Raw genomic sequence first — 17,298 nt, 5'->3', positions numbered from 1 at the left:
CCCCCCCCCCCCCCCCCCCCCCCCCCCCCCCCCCCCCCCCCCCCCCCCCCCCCCCCCGGGCTCCCTCGTCAGGCGCCGGGCGCCGTCGTGGTGTCGCTCGCCGGCGGCGGCGTCACCGAGACCTTGGTGCCGTAGTCCGAGTAGAAGACCGTCGAGTCCGACGCCCCCTGCTTGCCGTCCATCTGCTCACGCTTCTTCACGAGCAGGTTGTCCGGGCCGATCCACAGGTCGATGGTCTCCTTCGTCGCACCGGCCTGCTGCAGCTGCGCCTGCAGCGCCTTCATGTCGGCCTCGCTGAGGCTCTTGCCCTGCAGCTTGACCATCTCGGCCACGTCGACCGTGCCGGCGTAGTGGGTCGCCTGCACGCCGCGGACGTCCTCCTTGCCGGCCTGCTGGACCTTGCCGGAGGCGATGAGCAGGTTCACCGACTTGACCGGGTCGTTGTTCTGCATCATGTCCTTCATCAACGCCCCGGTCGGGCTCTTCTTGGCCATGGCGTCGTAGTCGTACTTGATCCAGTTCTTGCCGCCCAGGGGCATGCCCATGTTGACGTACATCGACTGCGGCGTGTAGAGCGCCTTCATGGGCTTGCCGGCCAGGGGACCGCCGGTCGTGGTGATGTCCACGGTCATGTTCATGCCGTTGGACCAGTCCATCGCGCCCTTCAGCGTGCGCGTGGACGGACCGACCTTCTGCGTGCCGTCGATCTTCGCGGACTTCTTGCCGCTCGTCTGCTGCGAGGCCGTCTTCAGCGAGGCCAGGGCGGCGTCGAGCGGAGACTTCGAACCGGCCGCGTCACTGCCCCCGCCGCTGCTGCTGCCCCCGCCGGTGCCGTTGTTGGTGCCGCCCTTGTTACAGGCGGTCAGACCGGCCAGCATGACAACTCCCGCCGCCACGGCGGCGGCTATACGCGTGCTACGCACTTGAGGCTCCCCCTTTGATTCCTTATTGGACCTCGCAGGGGACTGTAGTGCAGGCCACCGAGAGGGCTTCCGGCAGGTGCTGTTATGAACGCGTCAGGCCCCGCTCTCCGTACGGAAAGCGGGGCCTGACGGCGTGAATCACACGCTGCGAGGCGCGTCGATCAGGGAGATCAGACGGCCTCGTCCTCGACGAGGAGGTTGCGGGTGCGGTTGGGGTCGACCGGGACGCCGGGGCCCATCGTGGTGGCGATGGTCGCCTTCTTGATGTAACGGCCCTTGGCGGCGGACGGCTTGAGGCGGTTGATCTCCTCAAGCGCGGCGGCGTAGTTCTCCACGAGCTTGGTCTCGTCGAAGGAGACCTTGCCGATGATGAAGTGGAGGTTCGCGTGCTTGTCCACGCGGAACTCGATCTTGCCGCCCTTGATGTCGGTGACAGCCTTGGCGACATCGGGGGTGACGGTGCCGGTCTTCGGGTTCGGCATCAGACCACGCGGACCGAGCACGCGGCCGAGGCGGCCGACCTTGCCCATGAGGTCCGGGGTGGCGACGACGGCGTCGAAGTCCAGACGGCCCTTGGAGACCTCGTCGATCAGTTCGTCCGAGCCGACGATGTCGGCGCCGGCGGCTTCCGCTGCCGCAGCACGGTCACCGGTCGCGAAGACCAGGACCCGGGCGGTCTTACCGGTGCCGTGCGGGAGGTTCACGGTGCCACGGACCATCTGGTCGGCCTTGCGCGGGTCGACGCCCAGACGCATGGCAACCTCGACGGTCGCGTCGAACTTGACGGACGTGGTGTCCTTGGCGAGACGGACGGCCTCAAGCGGGGCGTACAGACGCTCCCGGTCGATCTTCGCGTCCGCGTTGCGAAGAGTCTTGCTGCGCTTCACTTCTGCTCCTGATGCAGTGGGGTGGAGTCGTGGTACGGACCAGCGCCTGGTCCTGCCACGTGGGTGCCTTGAAGGGCTGGGGTTCAGCCCTCGACCGTGATGCCCATGGAACGGGCGGTGCCGGCGATGATCTTCGACGCGGCGTCCAGGTCGTTGGCGTTCAGGTCGGGCATCTTGGTGGTGGCGATCTCGCGGACCTGCGCCTCGGTGATCTTGGCGACCTTGGTCTTGTGCGGCTCGCCGGAGCCCTTCTCCACGCCCGCGGCCTTCAGGATGAGCTTCGCGGCCGGCGGGGTCTTGGTGACGAAGGTGAAGGAACGGTCTTCGTAGACCGTGATCTCCACCGGCACGACCATGCCACGCTGCGACTCGGTCGCGGCGTTGTAGGCCTTGCAGAACTCCATGATGTTGACGCCGTGCTGGCCCAGCGCGGGGCCGACCGGCGGGGCCGGGTTCGCGGCACCGGCCTGGATCTGGAGCTTGATAAGCCCCGTGACCTTCTTCTTCTTGGGAGGCATGCTCTCTCCGGGTCCTAGTGAGAGGTGGTTCGCCCCGCAATCCGGTCATCCGGATGGAGGCATACCGCACAACGATAACGGGTATCCTCGCGCGGCCAAAAACCGAGCAGGTCAGACCGGCGGTGTACCGGTCTGACCTGGACGGTGGCTGGTGCTCCGGAAGAACCTAGTTCTTCTGGATCTGGTCGAAGCTGAGCTCGACCGGGGTCTCGCGGCCGAAGATCTCGACCAGGCCCTTGACCTTCTTCGAGTCGGCGTTGATCTCGTTGATCGTCGCCTGGAGCGTGGCGAACGGGCCGTCGGTGACGGTGACCGAGTCGCCCACCTCGAAGTCCAGGACCTGGACCTCGACCTTGCGGGACGGCGCCGGCTTGCCCTCGGCCGCGGCGGCCTCCTTGGCGGCCTTCTCCTCGGCCTCCGGGGCGAGCATCTTGACGATCTCGTCCAGGGTCAGCGGGTACGGGTCGTAGGCGTTGCCGACGAAGCCGGTGACGCCCGGCGTGTTGCGGACCACGCCCCAGGACTCGTTCGTCAGGTCCATGCGCACCAGCACATAGCCCGGGAGCTTGTTCTGGCGGACGGTGCGGCGGTCGCCGTTCTTGATCTGGACAACCTCTTCCTGCGGCACCTCGGCCTGGAAGATGTAGTCCTCGACGTTCAGCGAGACAGCGCGCTGTTCGAGGTTGGTCTTCACGCGGTTCTCGTAGCCCGCGTAGGTGTGGATGACGTACCACTCACCGGGGAGGCCGCGCAGTTCGTCGCGGAGGGCGGCCACCGGGTCGACCGGCTCCTGCTCCTCGACGGCCTCGGCGAGGGCCTCGTCCTCGTCCTCGACGTGCACCGCGGCTTCCTCGGCGGGCTGGCCGGCCTCGGCTTCCTCGGCGTCGAGTTCGTCGACGACGTCGGCGCCCTCGACGATCTCGCGCTCGGTGTCGTCGATCTCGCGCTCGGTGTCGTCGCCCTTGACCTCGGCCGAGGCGGCCGCGTCAACGTCGGCCGCTGCCGTCTCGGCGGATTCGGCGGCGTCGTTCAGGTTCGGGTCAGACACGGTGGCTGCTTCTTCCTGGCTTCAAGGGGTTGAACATGCGAAATAGGCGCCCGCGCAGGCGCCCCTCCGCGGGATCAGCCGAAGACGTACCCGACGACTCGGTTGATTCCCAAGTCAATCACGGTTACGAGACCGATGATGATGACAACGAAGACGATCACCACACTGGTGTACGTCGACAACTGGCTGCGCGTGGGCCAGACGACCTTACGGAGTTCCGCGATGACCTGGCGGTAAAAGAGCGCGAGCCGCGCGAAGGGGCCCTTCTTGCCGCGCTTGCCACCGCGGCGGGGCTTCTTCTGGGAATCCGTGGCGTCGTCCTCGGAACGACCACGCTCAGGCATGTCGATGGAGCCCAGGGCGTCCGTCACTCGTCCTCACCTGAATCCGGGTCGTGGCCGTGCCGCGCCCGGTTGAGCCGCACGGCGGTGCATTTCATACGTACGCGTGCACGCACTTTGGTGACGAAGTGCGTGTAGCAGGGCCGGAGGGACTTGAACCCCCAACCGCTGGTTTTGGAGACCAGTGCTCTACCAATTGAGCTACGACCCTTTGTGGTTTCCCCAACCTACCGCATGCGGCCGACTGCACTAAGTTCGTGCGCCGCAGCGACCTGTCGGGAGCCAACGGTCAGCGAGTGTACGTGGTTCAGAGCCGGGCGTCGAACAGAAACGTCCCGGGTGGCGCCCGCAAACCCCGGTTCCGGGCCGGAGAGCGGTCTGCGACGATGCCTGTATGAGCGCTGCCACTCCTTCCGTACCGTCCCCCGCCGACCGCCGGGTCTCCGCCCGCGTCGGTTCGATCTCCGAGTCCGCCACCCTCGCCGTCGACGCCAAGGCCAAGGCCCTCAAGGCCGCCGGGCGCCCGGTGATCGGCTTCGGCGCCGGTGAGCCCGACTTCCCCACGCCCGACTACATCGTCGAGGCCGCCGTCGAGGCATGCCGCACCCCGAAGTACCACCGCTACACCCCGGCCGGCGGCCTCCCCGAGCTGAAGTCCGCGATCGTGGCGAAGACGCTGCGCGACTCCGGCTACGAGATCGAGGCCGCGAACGTCCTGGTGACGAACGGTGGCAAGCAGGCCATCTACGAGGCGTTCGCCGCCATCCTCGACCCGGGCGACGAGGTCATCGTGCCGGCGCCGTACTGGACCACCTACCCCGAGTCGATCCGGCTCGCGGGTGGTGTGCCGGTCGACGTGGTCGCCGACGAGACCACCGGCTACCGCGTGACGGTCGAGCAGTTGGAGGCGGCGCGCACCGAGCGCACCAAGGTCCTGCTGTTCGTCTCGCCGTCGAACCCGACCGGCGCGGTCTTCCCCCGCGAGCAGGTCGAGGCGGTCGGCCGCTGGGCCGCCGAGCACGGCCTGTGGGTGCTGACCGACGAGATCTACGAGCACCTGGTCTACGGCGACGCCGAGTTCTCGTCGCTGCCGGTGGTCGTGCCGGAGCTGCGTGACAAGTGCATCGTCGTCAACGGCGTCGCGAAGACGTACGCGATGACCGGCTGGCGGGTGGGCTGGGCGATCGGCCCGAAGGACGTCGTCAAGGCCGCCACGAACCTCCAGTCGCACGCCACCTCCAACGTCTCCAACGTCGCGCAGGCGGCGGCCATCGCGGCCGTCAGCGGCGACCTCACGGCCGTCGAGGAGATGAAGGTGGCCTTCGACCGGCGCCGCAGGACGATCGTGCGGATGCTCAACGAGATCGACGGTGTGCTGTGCCCGGAGCCGGAGGGCGCGTTCTACGCGTACCCGTCGGTGAAGGGGCTGCTGGGCAGGGAGATCCGCGGCAAGCGCCCGCAGTCCAGCGTCGAGCTGGCCGAGCTGATCCTGGAGGAGGCGGAGGTCGCCGTCGTCCCGGGCGAAGCCTTCGGCACCCCCGGCTACCTGCGGCTCTCGTACGCGCTGGGCGACGAGGACCTGGTCGAGGGCGTCTCCCGGATCCAGAAGCTGCTGGCGGAGGCGAAGTAGCGCCGGCACCCGGGCGCGGGTGACGCGGGGCCGGAACGCGTTCCGGCCCCGCACGCCTTTTTGGCGGTCCCTCCGTTCGGGGCGGGGCCTATCCCTGCGGTGCGCGGGTGCGGCAGTATCGCCAGATGGAGCGTGTTCGTGATCTGCGTCAGCTGCCGAAGGCCCACCTGCACCTGCACTTCACCGGCTCGATGCGGCCGGCGACCCTGCTGGACCTCGCCGACAAGTACGGCGTCCACCTGCCCGACGCGCTCAGGGGCGGTGAGCCGCCCCGGCTGAGGGCCACGGACGAGCGCGGCTGGTTCCGCTTCCAGCGGCTCTACGACATCGCGCGGTCGTGTCTGCGGTCCCCCGAGGACATCCAGCGGCTGGTGCGCGAGGCCGCCGAGGAGGACGTCCGGGACGGGTCGCGCTGGCTGGAGATCCAGGTCGACCCGACCTCGTACGCCCCGCGGCTGGGCGGGCTGATCCCGGCGCTGGAGATCATCCTGGACGCGGTGCGGCGCGCCTCCCGCGACACCGGGCTGGGCATCCGCGTGCTGGTCGCCGCGAACCGCATGAAGCACCCCCTGGACGCCCGCACGTTGGCCCGGCTCGCGGTGCGCTACGCCGACCGCGGCGTGGTCGGCTTCGGGCTGTCCAACGACGAACGCCGGGGTTTCGCCCGGGACTTCGACCGGGCCTTCGCCATCGCCCGGGACGGCGGTCTGCTGGCTGCCCCGCACGGCGGCGAGCTGTCGGGGCCGGCGAGCGTACGGGACTGCCTGGACGATCTGCACGCCGGGCGGATCGGGCACGGCGTACGGGCCGCGGAGGATCCCGTGCTGCTGCGGCGGCTGGCCGCGCGCGGGGTGACCTGCGAGGTGTGCCCGGCGTCCAACGTGGCGCTGGGCGTCTACGAGAAGCAGGAGGACGTACCGCTGCGGACGTTCTACGAGGCGGGGGTGCCGATGGCGCTGGGCGCGGACGATCCGCTGCTGTTCGGCGCGCGGCTGGCCGCGCAGTACGAGATCGCCCGCGGTGCGCACGGCTTCACGGACGCCGAGCTGGCCGAGCTGGCCCGGCAGTCCGTACGCGCCTCCCGCGCCCCCCAGGACGTCCGGCAGCGGCTCCTGGCGGACATCGACGCCTGGCTGGCCGCCCCGCCGCCGCAGGAGCCCCCGGGCCCGTCCGCGCAGGCCCGCCCCGGCCGCTCTACAGGCTGACGCCGACCGTCACCGGTTCGTTGACGAGGGTGACGCCGAAGGCGGCCCGGACGCCGTCGCGGACCTCGCGGGCCAGGGCGAGCAGGTCCTCGGTGGTGGCCTCGCCGCGGTTGGTGAGGGCGAGGGTGTGCTTGGTGGAGATCCGGGCCGGGCCGCTGCCGTAGCCCTTGGTGAAGCCGGCCCGGTCGATGAGCCAGGCCGCGGAGGTCTTCACCCGGCCGTCGCCGTCGGGGAAGGCGGGCGGCGCGGCGTCCGGGCCGAGGCGGTCCCGGACGCGCCGGAGGAAGGCGGCGTGCTCGGCCTCGGTGAGGATCGGGTTGGTGAAGAAGGAGCCGGCCGACCAGGTGTCGTGGTCCGTGGGGTCCAGCACCATGCCCTTGCCGGCGCGGAGCGCCAGGACGGTCTCACGGGCGGCCTCGGCGGGGACCCGGTCTCCGGGCGCGACGCCGAGGGCGCGGGCCGTCTCGGCGTACTTCAGGGGCGCGGAGAGGCCGCCCGCGTCCTCCAGGGCGAAGCGCACCCGCAGGACGACGAACCGGTCGGGGTGCTGCTTGAAACGGCTGTGGCGGTACGAGAAGGCGCACTCCTCGTTGGTGAGCGTGACCGTCTCGCCGGCGCGGCGGTCGTAGGCGACGACCTCGGTGATGGTGGCGGAGACGTCCTGGCCGTACGCGCCGACGTTCTGGATCGGGGTGGCGCCGGCCGAGCCGGGGATGCCGGCCAGGCACTCGACGCCCGCGAGTCCGGCCTCGACGGTGTGCGCGACGGCGTCGGACCAGTTCTCGCCCGCGGCGAGCTCCAGGGCCGTACCGTCCAGCCGGAAGCCGCGGGTGGCGATGTGCAGGGCGGTGCCGTCGAAGCCCTTGTCGCCGATGACGAGGTTGCTGCCGCCGCCGATGACCAGCAGCGGGGTGCCGCTGTCGTCGGCCGCGCGGACGGCGGCGACGACCTCCTCGTCCGTGGTGGCCGTGACGAGGCGGGTCGCCGGGCCGCCGAGCCGGAAGGTGGTCAGCGGGGCGAGGGGGGCGTTGTCTTCTACGGTCGCGACGTGTCGTTCCTGTTCCAGCACGCCCCCCAGAGTACGGGGGCGGTCCGGCGGGGCCGGCCGGCCCCGCCTCGCGGCCGCCTCAGGCGAGGCGGACCACGGCGCGGGACATGCCCAGCACCTTCTGGCCCGCGCTCGTCGCGAGGAGGTCGACACGGACCGTGCGGGCGTCGTCGTCCAGCTTGGCGGCGACCTTGGCGCTGACCTCGATCAGCGCGCCGTTCTCGTCGTCGGGGACGACGACGGGCTTGGTGAAGCGCACGCCGTACTCGGCGACCGCGCCGGGGTCGCCGACCCAGTCGGTGACCACCCGGATCGCCGAGGCCATGGTGAACATGCCGTGGGCGATGACGTCCGGGAGGCCGACCTCCTTGGCGAACTTCTCGTTCCAGTGGATCGGGTTGAAGTCACCGGAGGCGCCGGCGTACCGGACGAGCGTGGCGCGGCTCACGGGGAAGGACTGCGCCGGGAGTTCGGTGCCGACCTCGACGTCGTCGTAGGCAATCTTCGCGGTCATCTCACGCCTCCTCAGCGCGCCGGGCGACGAGTTTGGTGAATGCGGTCACCACGTGCTCGCCGGCCTCGTCGTGCACCTCGCCGCGGATGTCGACGATCTCGTTGCCGGCCATGGTCTTGACGGCCTCGATGGTGGAGGTGACGGTCAGCCGGTCCCCGGCGCGCACCGGCCGGTTGTAGGCGAACTTCTGGTCACCGTGCACCACCCGGCTGTAATCCAGCCCCAGTTGCGGGTCCTCCACGACCTGACCCGCGGCCTTGAACGTGATGGCGAACACAAAGGTCGGCGGCGCGATCACATCGGGGTGGCCGAGCGCCTTGGCTGCTTCGGTGTCCGTGTAAGCGGGGTTGCCGTCACCGATCGCCTCGGCGAATTCGCGGATCTTTTCCCGGCCGACCTCGTACGGGTCGGTGGGCGGGTACGTGCGTCCGACAAAAGACTGGTCGAGCGCCATGGGCTCGCAACCTCCCTGTACTGATGGTGATAACGCCGTGAGGCCGCCCCCAGATCGGGGACGGCCTCACGGACGAGCCTGTGTTATCGCGTCTCGCGATGCGCGGTGTGCGAGTTGCAACGAGGGCAGTGCTTCTTCATCTCAAGACGGTCCGGGTCGTTACGCCGGTTCTTCTTGGTGATGTAGTTCCGCTCCTTGCACTCCACGCAGGCCAGCGTGATCTTCGGGCGGACGTCGGTGGCAGCCACGTGAGTGCTCCTTGACGGACGGGTGGTCGAATAGAACGCATAGAAGAGTAGCCGATCGGAGGACCGACCCCACAATCGGCTACTGTCAGTAGCGGTGACCGGACTTGAACCGGTGACACAGCGATTATGAGCCGCTTGCTCTACCGACTGAGCTACACCGCTGTGATGCGAGAGTTCCCCGTCCGAGGACGGGATCCCCCACACATCAGAGCCCCAATACGGAATCGAACCGTAGACCTTCTCCTTACCATGGAGACGCTCTGCCGACTGAGCTATTGGGGCGAGCGATGAAGACATTACACGGCCCGCCGCCAAACGTGAAATCCGTATCCGGTTCGCACCCCAACGGCCCCGCGCACCACACCGGTACGACTATTTCGCGCCTGCGCGATGCTCTCCGGGCAGGCGCCTAGGCTCGGTAGAACGCTGCGTGATCTTGCACGCCGTGCCTTCGAGGAGCGCGATGTCCGACAGCAGTTCACCGCAGCCCCAGCCCCAACCGCAGCCGGGAAAGCCCGGAGGCGCCGGCCGGTACGCCAGGTCGGAATCCGGCGCTCTCGTACTGTGCGGGGCCCGGCTCGCCGACGGCCGCACCGTGGACGTACGGCTGGGCGGCGGGCGCATCGAGGCGGTGGGCACGGCCGGCAGCCTCGCCCCGCAGGGCGCCCGGGTGGACCTCGCCGGCTATCTGCTGCTCCCGGCCCCCGCCGAGCCGCACGCGCACTGCGACACGGCCCTGACGGCCGACTCCGACGGCCCCGCCTCCGACTCCGCGGAGGATGTCCAGCGCCGCACGACCGAGGCGGCGTTGCTCCAGCTCGGGCACGGGGCGACCGCCTCCCGGAGCCACGTCCGGATCGGCGACGTCCAGGGGCTGCGGTCGCTGGAGGCGGTGCTCCAGGCCCGCAGGTCGCTGCGCGGGCTGGCGGACCTGGCGGCGGTGGCGGTGCCGCGGGTGCTGACCGGGGTGGCCGGTGCGGACGGGCTGGCGATGCTGCACGACGCCGTGAAGATGGGCGCCACGGTCATCGGGGGCTGCCCGGACCTCGATCCCGATCCGGCCGGGTACGTCGAGACGGTCCTGGAGGTGGCCGGCGAGCACGGCTGCCCGGTGGACCTGCACACCGACGGGGACGATCCGGCGCGGCTGGCGCGGTTCGCGGCGATGTCCGGCGGGCTGCGGCCGGGGGTGGCCATCGGGCCGTGCGCCGGGATGACGCGGATGCCGCGGAGTGTGGCGGCCCGGGTCGCGGAGCAGTTGGCCGCCGCGGACGTCGCCGTGGTGTGCCTGCCGCAGGGCGACTGCACGGGTCTGGAGCGGTTCGGCTCGCGGGTGTCGCGGCCGGCGCCCGTACGGCTGCTGCGGGCGGCCGGTGTGCGGGTGGCGGCGGGCAGCGGGGCGCTGCGGGACGTGGCGAACCCGGTGGGGCGCGGGGACCCGCTGGAGGCCGCGTATCTGCTGGCGTCCCTCGGGGAGGCCACGCCGGAGGCCGCGTACGAGACGGTGAGCGCGGCGGCGCGGGCGACGCTGGGGCTGCCCGAGGTGCGGGTGGAGGCGGGCTTTCCGGCGGAGCTGCTGGCGGTGCGCGGGGAGCGGATCGCCGGGGTGCTCTCGCTGGCGTACAGCCGGATCGTGGTGCACCGGGGGCGGGTTGTGGCCCGGACCAGCGCGGTGCGCGAGTACTGCGACTCGGCGGCGGACGTGGCGCTGGAGCTGCCGCGGCAGTCGCAGCGCTGAGGGCCGGGCGGGGCGACGGCCGGACGGGCTCGGCGCCGCACCGGCCGGTCCGGCGGTGCGGCGGGGCGGTTCGGCGTACGGTCGGCTTCATGCGCATTGTCATCGCAGGTGGACATGGTCAGATCGCGCTGCGGCTGGAGCGGTTGCTGCATGCGCGCGGGGACGAGGTCGCCGGGATCATCCGGCGGCCGGAACAGGCCGGCGACGTGCTGGCCGCGGGTGCCGAACCGGTCGTCTGCGACCTGGAGTCGGCGTCGGTGGGCGATGTCGCCCGGCATCTGGAGGGAGCGGACGCGGCGGTCTTCGCGGCGGGCGCCGGGCCGGGCAGCGGCGCCGAACGCAAGGACAGCGTGGACCGGGGCGCCGCGGCGCTCTTCGCGGACGCGGCCGAGGCGGCCGGGGTACGGCGCTTCCTGGTCGTCTCGTCGATGGGCGCGGACCGCGAGCCCATCGAGGGCACCGACCCGGTCTTCGCGGCATACCTGCGGGCGAAGGGCGCCGCGGACGCGGACGTACGGGCCCGCGCCGGGCTGGACTGGACGATCCTGCGGCCCGGCCGCCTCACCGACGACCCCGGTACGGGCCAGGTGACGCTGGCCGACGCGACCGGGCGCGGGCCGGTGTCCCGGGACGACGTGGCGGCCGTGCTGGCGGCGCTGCTGGAGGAGCCGGACACGGCCGGGCGGACGCTGGAGTTGATCGGCGGGGACGTGCCGGCGGCCGAGGCGGTGCGGAACGTGGCGGCGCACTGAGCGCGAACTCCCCGTGGGCCCCGGTGCGTTGGCGTCGCGCGCCGGGGCCGCCCTACGGGAGGACGAGGATCCGGCCGCGGTGGGTCCGCTCCTCGAAGAGCCGGTGCACGGCGGGCGCCTCGGTGAGCGGGAAGGTGGCGTGCACGGCGGTGCGCAGCCGCCCGGCGGACGCGTGGCCGGCCAGCTCGGTCATCTCCGCGCGGGCCCGTTCGGGGGCCGCCGCGCGCCAGGCGAGCAGCGAGAACCCGGCCACCGTCTTCAGACCGAACAGCCCGGTCACCGGGACGTCGAGCAGTTCACCCGCGGCGACTCCGTAGACGACGGCCCAGCCGAACGGCGCGAGGACGTCCAGGCTCTGCCGCAGGACCTCGCCGCCGACGGAGTCCAGGACGACGTCGACGCCCCGCGGCGCGGCGGCGCGGACCCGGTCGGGCCAGTCGCCGTACTCGTAGTAGCGGACGCGTCGCATACCGGTCTCCTCAGGGGTCACTGGGGCACAACGAAGCCCGGATCGACGACTTAACTGGACCGCCGGTCAGGTTGCCTTGAACCCAGCCCTTACCTGACCACCGGTCCAGTTACGTCGGCGACATTCTGCGAAAGGATGGTGCGCGTGGAGTGGCGCCGCCCCCAGCGGCGCGGAGCGAGTGAGGACCCGAGGACCCGATGGCACAAGGCCGTCCCGAACGCGCCGACGCGGTACGCAACCGGCGCGCCATCCTGCTCGCGACCGAGGAACTGCTGGCGCACCACCGCCCCGAGAAGATCTCGATGGAGCAGGTCGCGGCGGCGGCCGGCGTCGGCAAGGGGACGGTGTTCCACCGCTTCGGCAACCGCATGGGGCTGATGCGGGCTCTGATGGAGGAGCGGGCCCACGCACTGCGCGAGGCGGTCACCGACGGCCCGCCCCCGCTGGGCCCGGGCACCTGCCCGCGCGAGCGGCTGCTGGCCTTCCTGGACGCCACCGTCGACGTCATCGCCCGCAACAAGGGCCTGCTGGCCGCCCTCGGCCATGCCGTGACGACCTCCCAGCAGCCCCGGGACGAGCGGCCCGGCACCCACCCGGTCCACGCGTTCTGGCACGCCCACATCAGCACACTGATCGCCGCCCAGCGCCCTGACCTGGACGCCGACCTGCTGGCCCACCTCCTCCTCGGCGGCCTGCAGAGCGACGCGGTACTGCGCCTGCTGGAGCGGGGCGAGAGCGCCCGCCTGGCGACCTCGCTGCGCACCCTGGTGACCGCCACGCTCGACGCCCCGCCGGCCGCGGACGCGGAAGCCGGCACGGGGGCGTGACACGCCGCGGGTGACACGGGGGCGCGCCGCGTCGGGACACACGAAAGGGGCCCTGGATCGTATTCCTACGATCCAGGGCCCCTTCACACCTGTGGCGGCGCCAGGATTCGAACCTGGGAAGGCGAAGCCGGCAGATTTACAGTCCACCCTAGATCAACCAAAGACACCCCCCGTGACCTGCGACTTCGTGTGCCACCTGCCGGTTCCTAGCCTATCCCGTCCACGTGTCGTCCTGATCTTGAAAATCGAGGTTCGGAACACCATCCCCTGTCCCCGAGGGTTTGTCGGCGCCGCGCGGCCTACTCGCGTGAGTGTGCTGCGCCTTCCCTCTCCCCCAGCGACACCCGCATCGCCTACAAGAAACACGTAAAGGGCCTCCCCAAGTACGCCGCTGGGCACCTGCACGTACTCAAACCTGCGAACGCCGGGTGAAACCCCCTCGCCGAACCCCGCAGCATCGACGACCCCACCCTCATCTACGCCCCTCAGGCGGCTACGGGGCGGACCTCCACCAGGTCCCGGCCGACGGCACAGGAAAGCCGCGACACATCAGAGTCGCGGCCGCGCCTTGGGGCGTCTGCTTCGTTTGGCCCTCTGCGGCAGCGGGACCACCGACGCCGCAATCCAGCAACCGCGCCTGATTCAAACTACTAGTTTGGGAGCAAGTAGTAGCTGACTAGTAGGTGCTCGCCAACTCGTTCGTCATGGCACTAGTTGCTGTCAGCGAGCGTGGCGGTTGCGGTTTAACTGTGCTGGTCAGACGGCTGGGCTGGTGGGTTGCCGAGCAACCACGTCTGCTTCGATCTACTAGTCTGGGAGCAAGTAGTAGCTAACTAGTAGGTGGCAAGCCCTGCGCCTCAGGCAAGGCTTCGAGTGCCTTGCGCCAGGAGGTGACGAGCACCGTGGCATGTCGGAGTGGCTCACGCGTAGAGGAGATCCAATGAGAAGGCCAGCGCCACCACCGGATCCAGCCGAATCGATCCGGCTCATTCTTAGCTCTTCTCCAGAATTGATGGCAAAACTCCTGGCCGTCCCAGGAGCCGGCCCTTCGGACCCCTACCTTCCATGGGACAAAATTCGATTTAAGAATCCACCACAGGGGCTCACTGGCGAGGAATGGTGGGCTGCAATCAAGCTGGCGCGACGTCAAATGATGCGCGAACTACCTCTAAGGGATAAGGAGGGGAGGCCTTTTAGGTTCGCTCTGCCCGATGTCGTACTTAAGGCTCTTGAGGAAACAAGTCGGGACGCCAGCGGCGAGATCGCCATGAACGAGCAGGTTACGAATCCCTCCACTCGTGACCGGTATCTGGTTAATTCCCTGATGGAGGAGGCGATCAACTCAAGTCAGCTGGAGGGCGCGTCCACAAGTCGAGTGGTTGCTGAAGAAATGATTCGCTCCCAGCGGAAGCCTCGCGACCGCGATGAGCAAATGATTTACAATAATTATCAAGCGATGCGAATGATTGGGGACCTGCGCAGAGAAAAACTCACCCCTGACCTCATCTGTGAAATTCACAGAGCGGTAACCGCTGACACCTTGGATAACCCATCCGCTTCGGGCCGATTCCAACTTCCGGGTGAAGATCGCGTTAGCGTTTTCCATGGGGATCTTGTGCTTCATGAGCCCCCGCCTGCGAAAACCCTTCCCGAGAGGGTTCAGAAGCTCTGCGACTTCGCAAATGGCGACCTCGACCGTGTTTACGTACCTCCTGTCCTACGGGCGATCACTGTACATTTTATGATCGGTTATGATCACCCCTTTGAAGATGGGAATGGACGTACAGCCAGGGCCCTCTTTTATTGGTCAATGCTCAATCAAGGGTATTGGCTTACAGAATATGTTGCCATCTCGCCGATCCTGAAGAGGGCGCCCTCTCAATACGCGTACAGCTACCTTCATAGCGAGGATGACGAGAGCGATCTAACTTACTTTCACCTATATCAGCTCGGCGTACTGAAGCGTTCCATCGCCGAGCTTCATAGTTACTTGAGCAGGAAGGCAGAGGAACTTCGCGAGCTTCAGCAAAAGCTCTCGGCGGCTCCCGGCGTATTCAATCATAGGCAAATTGCCCTAATTGAACATGCGATGAAAAACCCGGGCTCCTCTGTTACCGCACAGTCCCATATGACGAGCCACAATGTGGTCTACGAAACGGCGCGTCAGGATCTAATTGGCCTAGAGAAGGCAGGACTATTTCATAAAGTGCGCTCTGGTAGGGCTTACGTGTGGATCCCGGTTGCGGATCTTCCATCTCGTCTGGATGTAATGGGAAAATCCCAAAATTGAAACCGGGTTGCACAGCGGGAAGGCTATTGCGGTAGAAAGCCCGGTTTTTCTTTCCCCAAGGCTGGTGGGGCGGCCCCGGGCTGCTGTCGCTGGGAGACCCCAGTCCCCCGCCGCTGACGCCCTCGCGCCAGGCCTGACCTGCGACGCAGACTCCGGTTGTGCTAGCGACGACGCTTGTCGTCCACGTACCGTCCACATCGCGAAGAAAGCGCTGAGCCTACCCATTTCGCAAGCCCGGAACGCGCTCCGCTCACGCGCCTTCTTGGCCCGACACTTGGGCCCGCCGTCCGTGGTCGTCGATGTCAGCTTTGGATGTCAGCGGAACAGCCCCGGCAGCACCGGGCAGACTTCCAATGCTGCGTGCGGCCGGTCAGCCAAGCGCCACCAGACATGCCGACCAAGGCACTTCCACAGCGACCGGCAGGCCCGTCGGCCACCGTCCACCCGTCCGGCGAGAACGAAGCCACCGGACTTCATGGGCTGGCCGCACTCGGGACAAGTCTCCTGACATACCGCCTCTCAACCAGATCTGCTCGGCTCTACTTGGCGATCTCCCATCCACTCCAGAAGGTCTCTGGAGCGGCTGAGCAGGTCATTTGCTCTCACGCGTAGGACAGGGTCGATGCTGCCTTGCTCGGCTAGCACCACGTACGTCCAACGGATGGCTCCTCGCAACTCAGAGACAGCTTGAAACTCTGCGCCGGGGTCGTCCAGAGGCGACCGGAGACGTGAGCGGGCCAACTCCAGGTCTTCCAGGGCGTCGGCAACGGCCAGTTCCTGTCGAGTCCACTCTCTCTGCTTGTAGACTTTCTGCGCATGCAAGGCCCCGTTTTGATGGATGCGATTGACGCGACCGTTGCGACGACACGCGCAGGGCACCATTGGCCTATCCAGAGCCTCAGGTTGGATAGGAGCTGCCTCCGAACAGCTTGGGCAACGAACTGTCCAGCGCCTGGGATCTCCCAAGCGCGACTCGGCTACGTAGCCATGCTTCTCTAGCTTTCTGCGCGCCATCGAGCGGAGCGTGCTTAGAGCAGGCTGCTCGCTCAAGAACTCATCACTCGGGTGTAGCTCTGTTTCTACAGCTTCTCCCCGGTCCAAGCGATGCTTGCGCCATGCGCGACCCCATGCGTCAAGCCATGGCTTGCGGTCCTCTTCTCGCACATCGCAGGCACACAGGAAAGCCTCGAACTGGCGCTTGTTGTTCGGCACAGCTTGCTTGTTAACGATGCGGTGCGCCGTACTACGGGGCAGAAGGCCGAATCTGCCTGCTTTTTCTTGCATCTGCCTGAGTGGCGGGGCACCTGCCTTGTCGTACAGTTCGACGAGAACCGCACTCAGATCCGCAAAGTCGCGTACGAGTTCAGGTCGGGGTGCTGCAAGGCTCGTCTGGCGATCTCGGACTGAGCGTCGCTCCTCGTAACGGGCCTCTTTCCAGAGCTGCTCTGCGTGGTCAGCGCGAGCAGAGCACGCTTGGGCATATGCGATGACCACGGACCGCAAAGGCACGCTATTGCCGGCTGCTGCGCGCTGGAGTGTCGTCGCGTGATAGCCAGCCTTGCTAGCGAGGTCGGCGTATGTCATACCTACATTCGCCCGTGCATAACGCAACCACATCGCCAAGGCAGCTAGGGCCTGATTCGGCGACTCCACGGGTTTCTCCATACGTCCCATGCGAAGCGCTCAAACCCACGATGCAGCAGAGAGTGCTGCTCCGAGCATCTTCGCGGCGCGCAGGGGAGAAGCAGTGCGCAGGCGGAGCAAGCACACAGCCAACACTCCGGAACCGCCCAACTGTGCGAGGACATCAGCCCGCGGCGTACCGGAAATATTCATTGCGATGGCCAAGCCGATAACGACGACGATCACCACAGTCTCCCCGCCGCCCAGGGGGCGCGCAGGCCTGCTGACACACGGCATGCAGCCGGAGTTCCGCGAGCGCATGAGTGAACTCTCCTGACTTCGATGCCCAGGCGCTACCGGGCCTGAGCTGCTACTGGCTCCAAAAGGGCTCCCTGCACGGGCAGTTGGCGCTACCGGTGTGCAGGAGGCAATCATGTTGACACCTTCGGAGGGGCGCAGCTGCACAGTGACGCCGATTGATGCGCTGTTGTCCCTATGGGACGGAAGTGTGGCGCACCGCCATAAGTCCTCGATCGAGAGGCAACGCGGTCCCTGACATGCGCAGTTGGCTAGAAACTACAGAGGGGTGTGTAGCGCCTGTTGCAAGATGCTGCATCTTTGATGCGCTGGTGCCCCACTTGGTCTTGCTGCAGGTTCTCTCAGCTGTAACGCTCACTGCAGCGCCAGTCGCGATTGGCGCGTTCCCTGGCGGCTACTGGCTCCAACCACACGTTGAGCAGGGACATTGCATGATCACGTTGGCGCGTGAGATTGCCCGGTCGG

17 protein-coding genes and 4 tRNA genes are annotated in these 17,298 nt (G+C 68.1%); 6 read left to right on the top strand and 15 right to left on the bottom strand.

Annotation, left to right across the window (positions count from 1 at the left end; genetic code table 11):
- Nucleotides 1-68: 68 nt before the first annotated feature.
- From ACO1BR_RS14925 to ACO1BR_RS14900, 6 genes are all read right to left on the bottom strand, one after another.
- On the bottom strand, nucleotides 69-923 hold the full coding sequence (locus ACO1BR_RS14925) for a hypothetical protein (RefSeq protein WP_426795547.1): 855 nt from the start codon (nucleotides 921-923) through the stop codon (nucleotides 69-71).
- 170 nt (nucleotides 924-1,093) lie between these two features.
- Complete coding sequence (gene rplA, locus ACO1BR_RS14920; RefSeq protein WP_426795546.1) at nucleotides 1,094-1,810, bottom strand: 50S ribosomal protein L1; 717 nt, start codon at nucleotides 1,808-1,810, stop codon at nucleotides 1,094-1,096.
- 83 nt (nucleotides 1,811-1,893) lie between these two features.
- Complete coding sequence (gene rplK / locus ACO1BR_RS14915; RefSeq protein WP_016571043.1) at nucleotides 1,894-2,328, bottom strand: 50S ribosomal protein L11; 435 nt, start codon at nucleotides 2,326-2,328, stop codon at nucleotides 1,894-1,896.
- A 166-nt stretch (nucleotides 2,329-2,494) separates the two neighbouring features.
- Nucleotides 2,495-3,376, bottom strand: coding sequence for a transcription termination/antitermination protein NusG (gene nusG / locus ACO1BR_RS14910; RefSeq protein ID WP_426795545.1), 882 nt, complete (start codon nucleotides 3,374-3,376; stop codon nucleotides 2,495-2,497).
- A 74-nt stretch (nucleotides 3,377-3,450) separates the two neighbouring features.
- On the bottom strand, nucleotides 3,451-3,747 hold the full coding sequence (gene secE, locus ACO1BR_RS14905; RefSeq protein ID WP_426795544.1) for a preprotein translocase subunit SecE: 297 nt from the start codon (nucleotides 3,745-3,747) through the stop codon (nucleotides 3,451-3,453).
- A 108-nt stretch (nucleotides 3,748-3,855) separates the two neighbouring features.
- Nucleotides 3,856-3,928, bottom strand: a tRNA-Trp gene (locus ACO1BR_RS14900).
- Between the two features lie 183 nt (nucleotides 3,929-4,111).
- On the opposite strand from ACO1BR_RS14900, the gene ACO1BR_RS14895 reads away from it, so the two are divergent.
- Entirely contained in the window at nucleotides 4,112-5,347 is a 1,236-nt protein-coding gene (locus ACO1BR_RS14895; RefSeq protein ID WP_426795543.1) for a pyridoxal phosphate-dependent aminotransferase, read from the top strand.
- 125 nt (nucleotides 5,348-5,472) lie between these two features.
- A complete protein-coding gene (locus ACO1BR_RS14890) occupies nucleotides 5,473-6,552 on the top strand; it encodes an adenosine deaminase (protein ID WP_426795542.1) in 1,080 nt (359 codons plus the stop codon).
- Here the strand turns inward: ACO1BR_RS14890 and ACO1BR_RS14885 are convergent.
- From ACO1BR_RS14885 to ACO1BR_RS14860, 6 genes are all read right to left on the bottom strand, one after another.
- Complete coding sequence (locus ACO1BR_RS14885; protein ID WP_426795693.1) at nucleotides 6,542-7,618, bottom strand: UDP-N-acetylmuramate dehydrogenase; 1,077 nt, start codon at nucleotides 7,616-7,618, stop codon at nucleotides 6,542-6,544. The genes ACO1BR_RS14890 and ACO1BR_RS14885 overlap by 11 nt on opposite strands.
- Nucleotides 7,619-7,679: 61 nt before the next feature.
- Nucleotides 7,680-8,114, bottom strand: coding sequence for a MaoC family dehydratase (locus ACO1BR_RS14880; protein WP_426795541.1), 435 nt, complete (start codon nucleotides 8,112-8,114; stop codon nucleotides 7,680-7,682).
- Between the two features lies 1 nt (nucleotide 8,115).
- On the bottom strand, nucleotides 8,116-8,568 hold the full coding sequence (locus ACO1BR_RS14875) for an FAS1-like dehydratase domain-containing protein (protein WP_426795540.1): 453 nt from the start codon (nucleotides 8,566-8,568) through the stop codon (nucleotides 8,116-8,118).
- Nucleotides 8,569-8,651: 83 nt separating this feature from the next.
- Nucleotides 8,652-8,816, bottom strand: coding sequence for a 50S ribosomal protein L33 (gene rpmG / locus ACO1BR_RS14870; RefSeq protein WP_006604855.1), 165 nt, complete (start codon nucleotides 8,814-8,816; stop codon nucleotides 8,652-8,654).
- An 89-nt stretch (nucleotides 8,817-8,905) separates the two neighbouring features.
- Nucleotides 8,906-8,978, bottom strand: a tRNA-Met gene (locus ACO1BR_RS14865).
- Between the two features lie 47 nt (nucleotides 8,979-9,025).
- Nucleotides 9,026-9,098: transfer RNA gene (locus tag ACO1BR_RS14860), tRNA-Thr, on the bottom strand.
- A gap of 181 nt (nucleotides 9,099-9,279) precedes the next feature.
- On the opposite strand from ACO1BR_RS14860, the gene ACO1BR_RS14855 reads away from it, so the two are divergent.
- The gene (locus ACO1BR_RS14855) at nucleotides 9,280-10,554 is read left to right on the top strand and encodes an amidohydrolase family protein (protein WP_426795539.1); all 1,275 of its coding nucleotides are present in this window, start codon (nucleotides 9,280-9,282) and stop codon (nucleotides 10,552-10,554) included.
- A gap of 89 nt (nucleotides 10,555-10,643) precedes the next feature.
- On the top strand, nucleotides 10,644-11,306 hold the full coding sequence (locus tag ACO1BR_RS14850; RefSeq protein ID WP_426795538.1) for an NAD(P)H-binding protein: 663 nt from the start codon (nucleotides 10,644-10,646) through the stop codon (nucleotides 11,304-11,306).
- Between the two features lie 52 nt (nucleotides 11,307-11,358).
- Here ACO1BR_RS14850 and ACO1BR_RS14845 read toward each other — a convergent pair whose 3' ends face one another.
- Nucleotides 11,359-11,775 carry a zinc-binding dehydrogenase gene (locus ACO1BR_RS14845; RefSeq protein ID WP_426795537.1) on the bottom strand — a complete coding sequence of 139 codons (417 nt, stop codon included), beginning with the start codon at nucleotides 11,773-11,775 and terminating at the stop codon, nucleotides 11,359-11,361.
- A 197-nt stretch (nucleotides 11,776-11,972) separates the two neighbouring features.
- Between ACO1BR_RS14845 and ACO1BR_RS14840 the strand changes: the two genes are divergently transcribed.
- Nucleotides 11,973-12,602 (top strand): TetR/AcrR family transcriptional regulator, encoded by a 630-nt coding sequence (locus ACO1BR_RS14840; protein ID WP_426795536.1) that lies wholly within the window; start codon nucleotides 11,973-11,975, stop codon nucleotides 12,600-12,602.
- A 92-nt stretch (nucleotides 12,603-12,694) separates the two neighbouring features.
- Here ACO1BR_RS14840 and ACO1BR_RS14835 read toward each other — a convergent pair.
- A tRNA-Tyr gene (locus ACO1BR_RS14835) sits at nucleotides 12,695-12,773 on the bottom strand.
- Nucleotides 12,774-13,542: 769 nt separating this feature from the next.
- On the opposite strand from ACO1BR_RS14835, the gene ACO1BR_RS14830 reads away from it, so the two are divergent.
- On the top strand, nucleotides 13,543-14,892 hold the full coding sequence (locus ACO1BR_RS14830) for a Fic family protein (RefSeq protein WP_426795535.1): 1,350 nt from the start codon (nucleotides 13,543-13,545) through the stop codon (nucleotides 14,890-14,892).
- Between the two features lie 1,683 nt (nucleotides 14,893-16,575).
- On the opposite strand, the gene ACO1BR_RS14825 is transcribed toward ACO1BR_RS14830, so the two are convergent.
- Nucleotides 16,576-16,761: a hypothetical protein gene (locus tag ACO1BR_RS14825; protein WP_426795534.1), complete on the bottom strand. Its 186-nt coding sequence runs from the start codon at nucleotides 16,759-16,761 to the stop codon at nucleotides 16,576-16,578.
- Nucleotides 16,762-17,298 lie beyond the last annotated feature (537 nt).

This window comes from Streptomyces sp. YGL11-2 (assembly GCF_050054615.1).
Taxonomy (GTDB): Bacteria; Actinomycetota; Actinomycetes; order Streptomycetales; family Streptomycetaceae; genus Streptomyces.
Note: the sequence above shows the minus strand (reverse complement) of the source record. Positions and strands in the feature narration are given on the sequence as shown.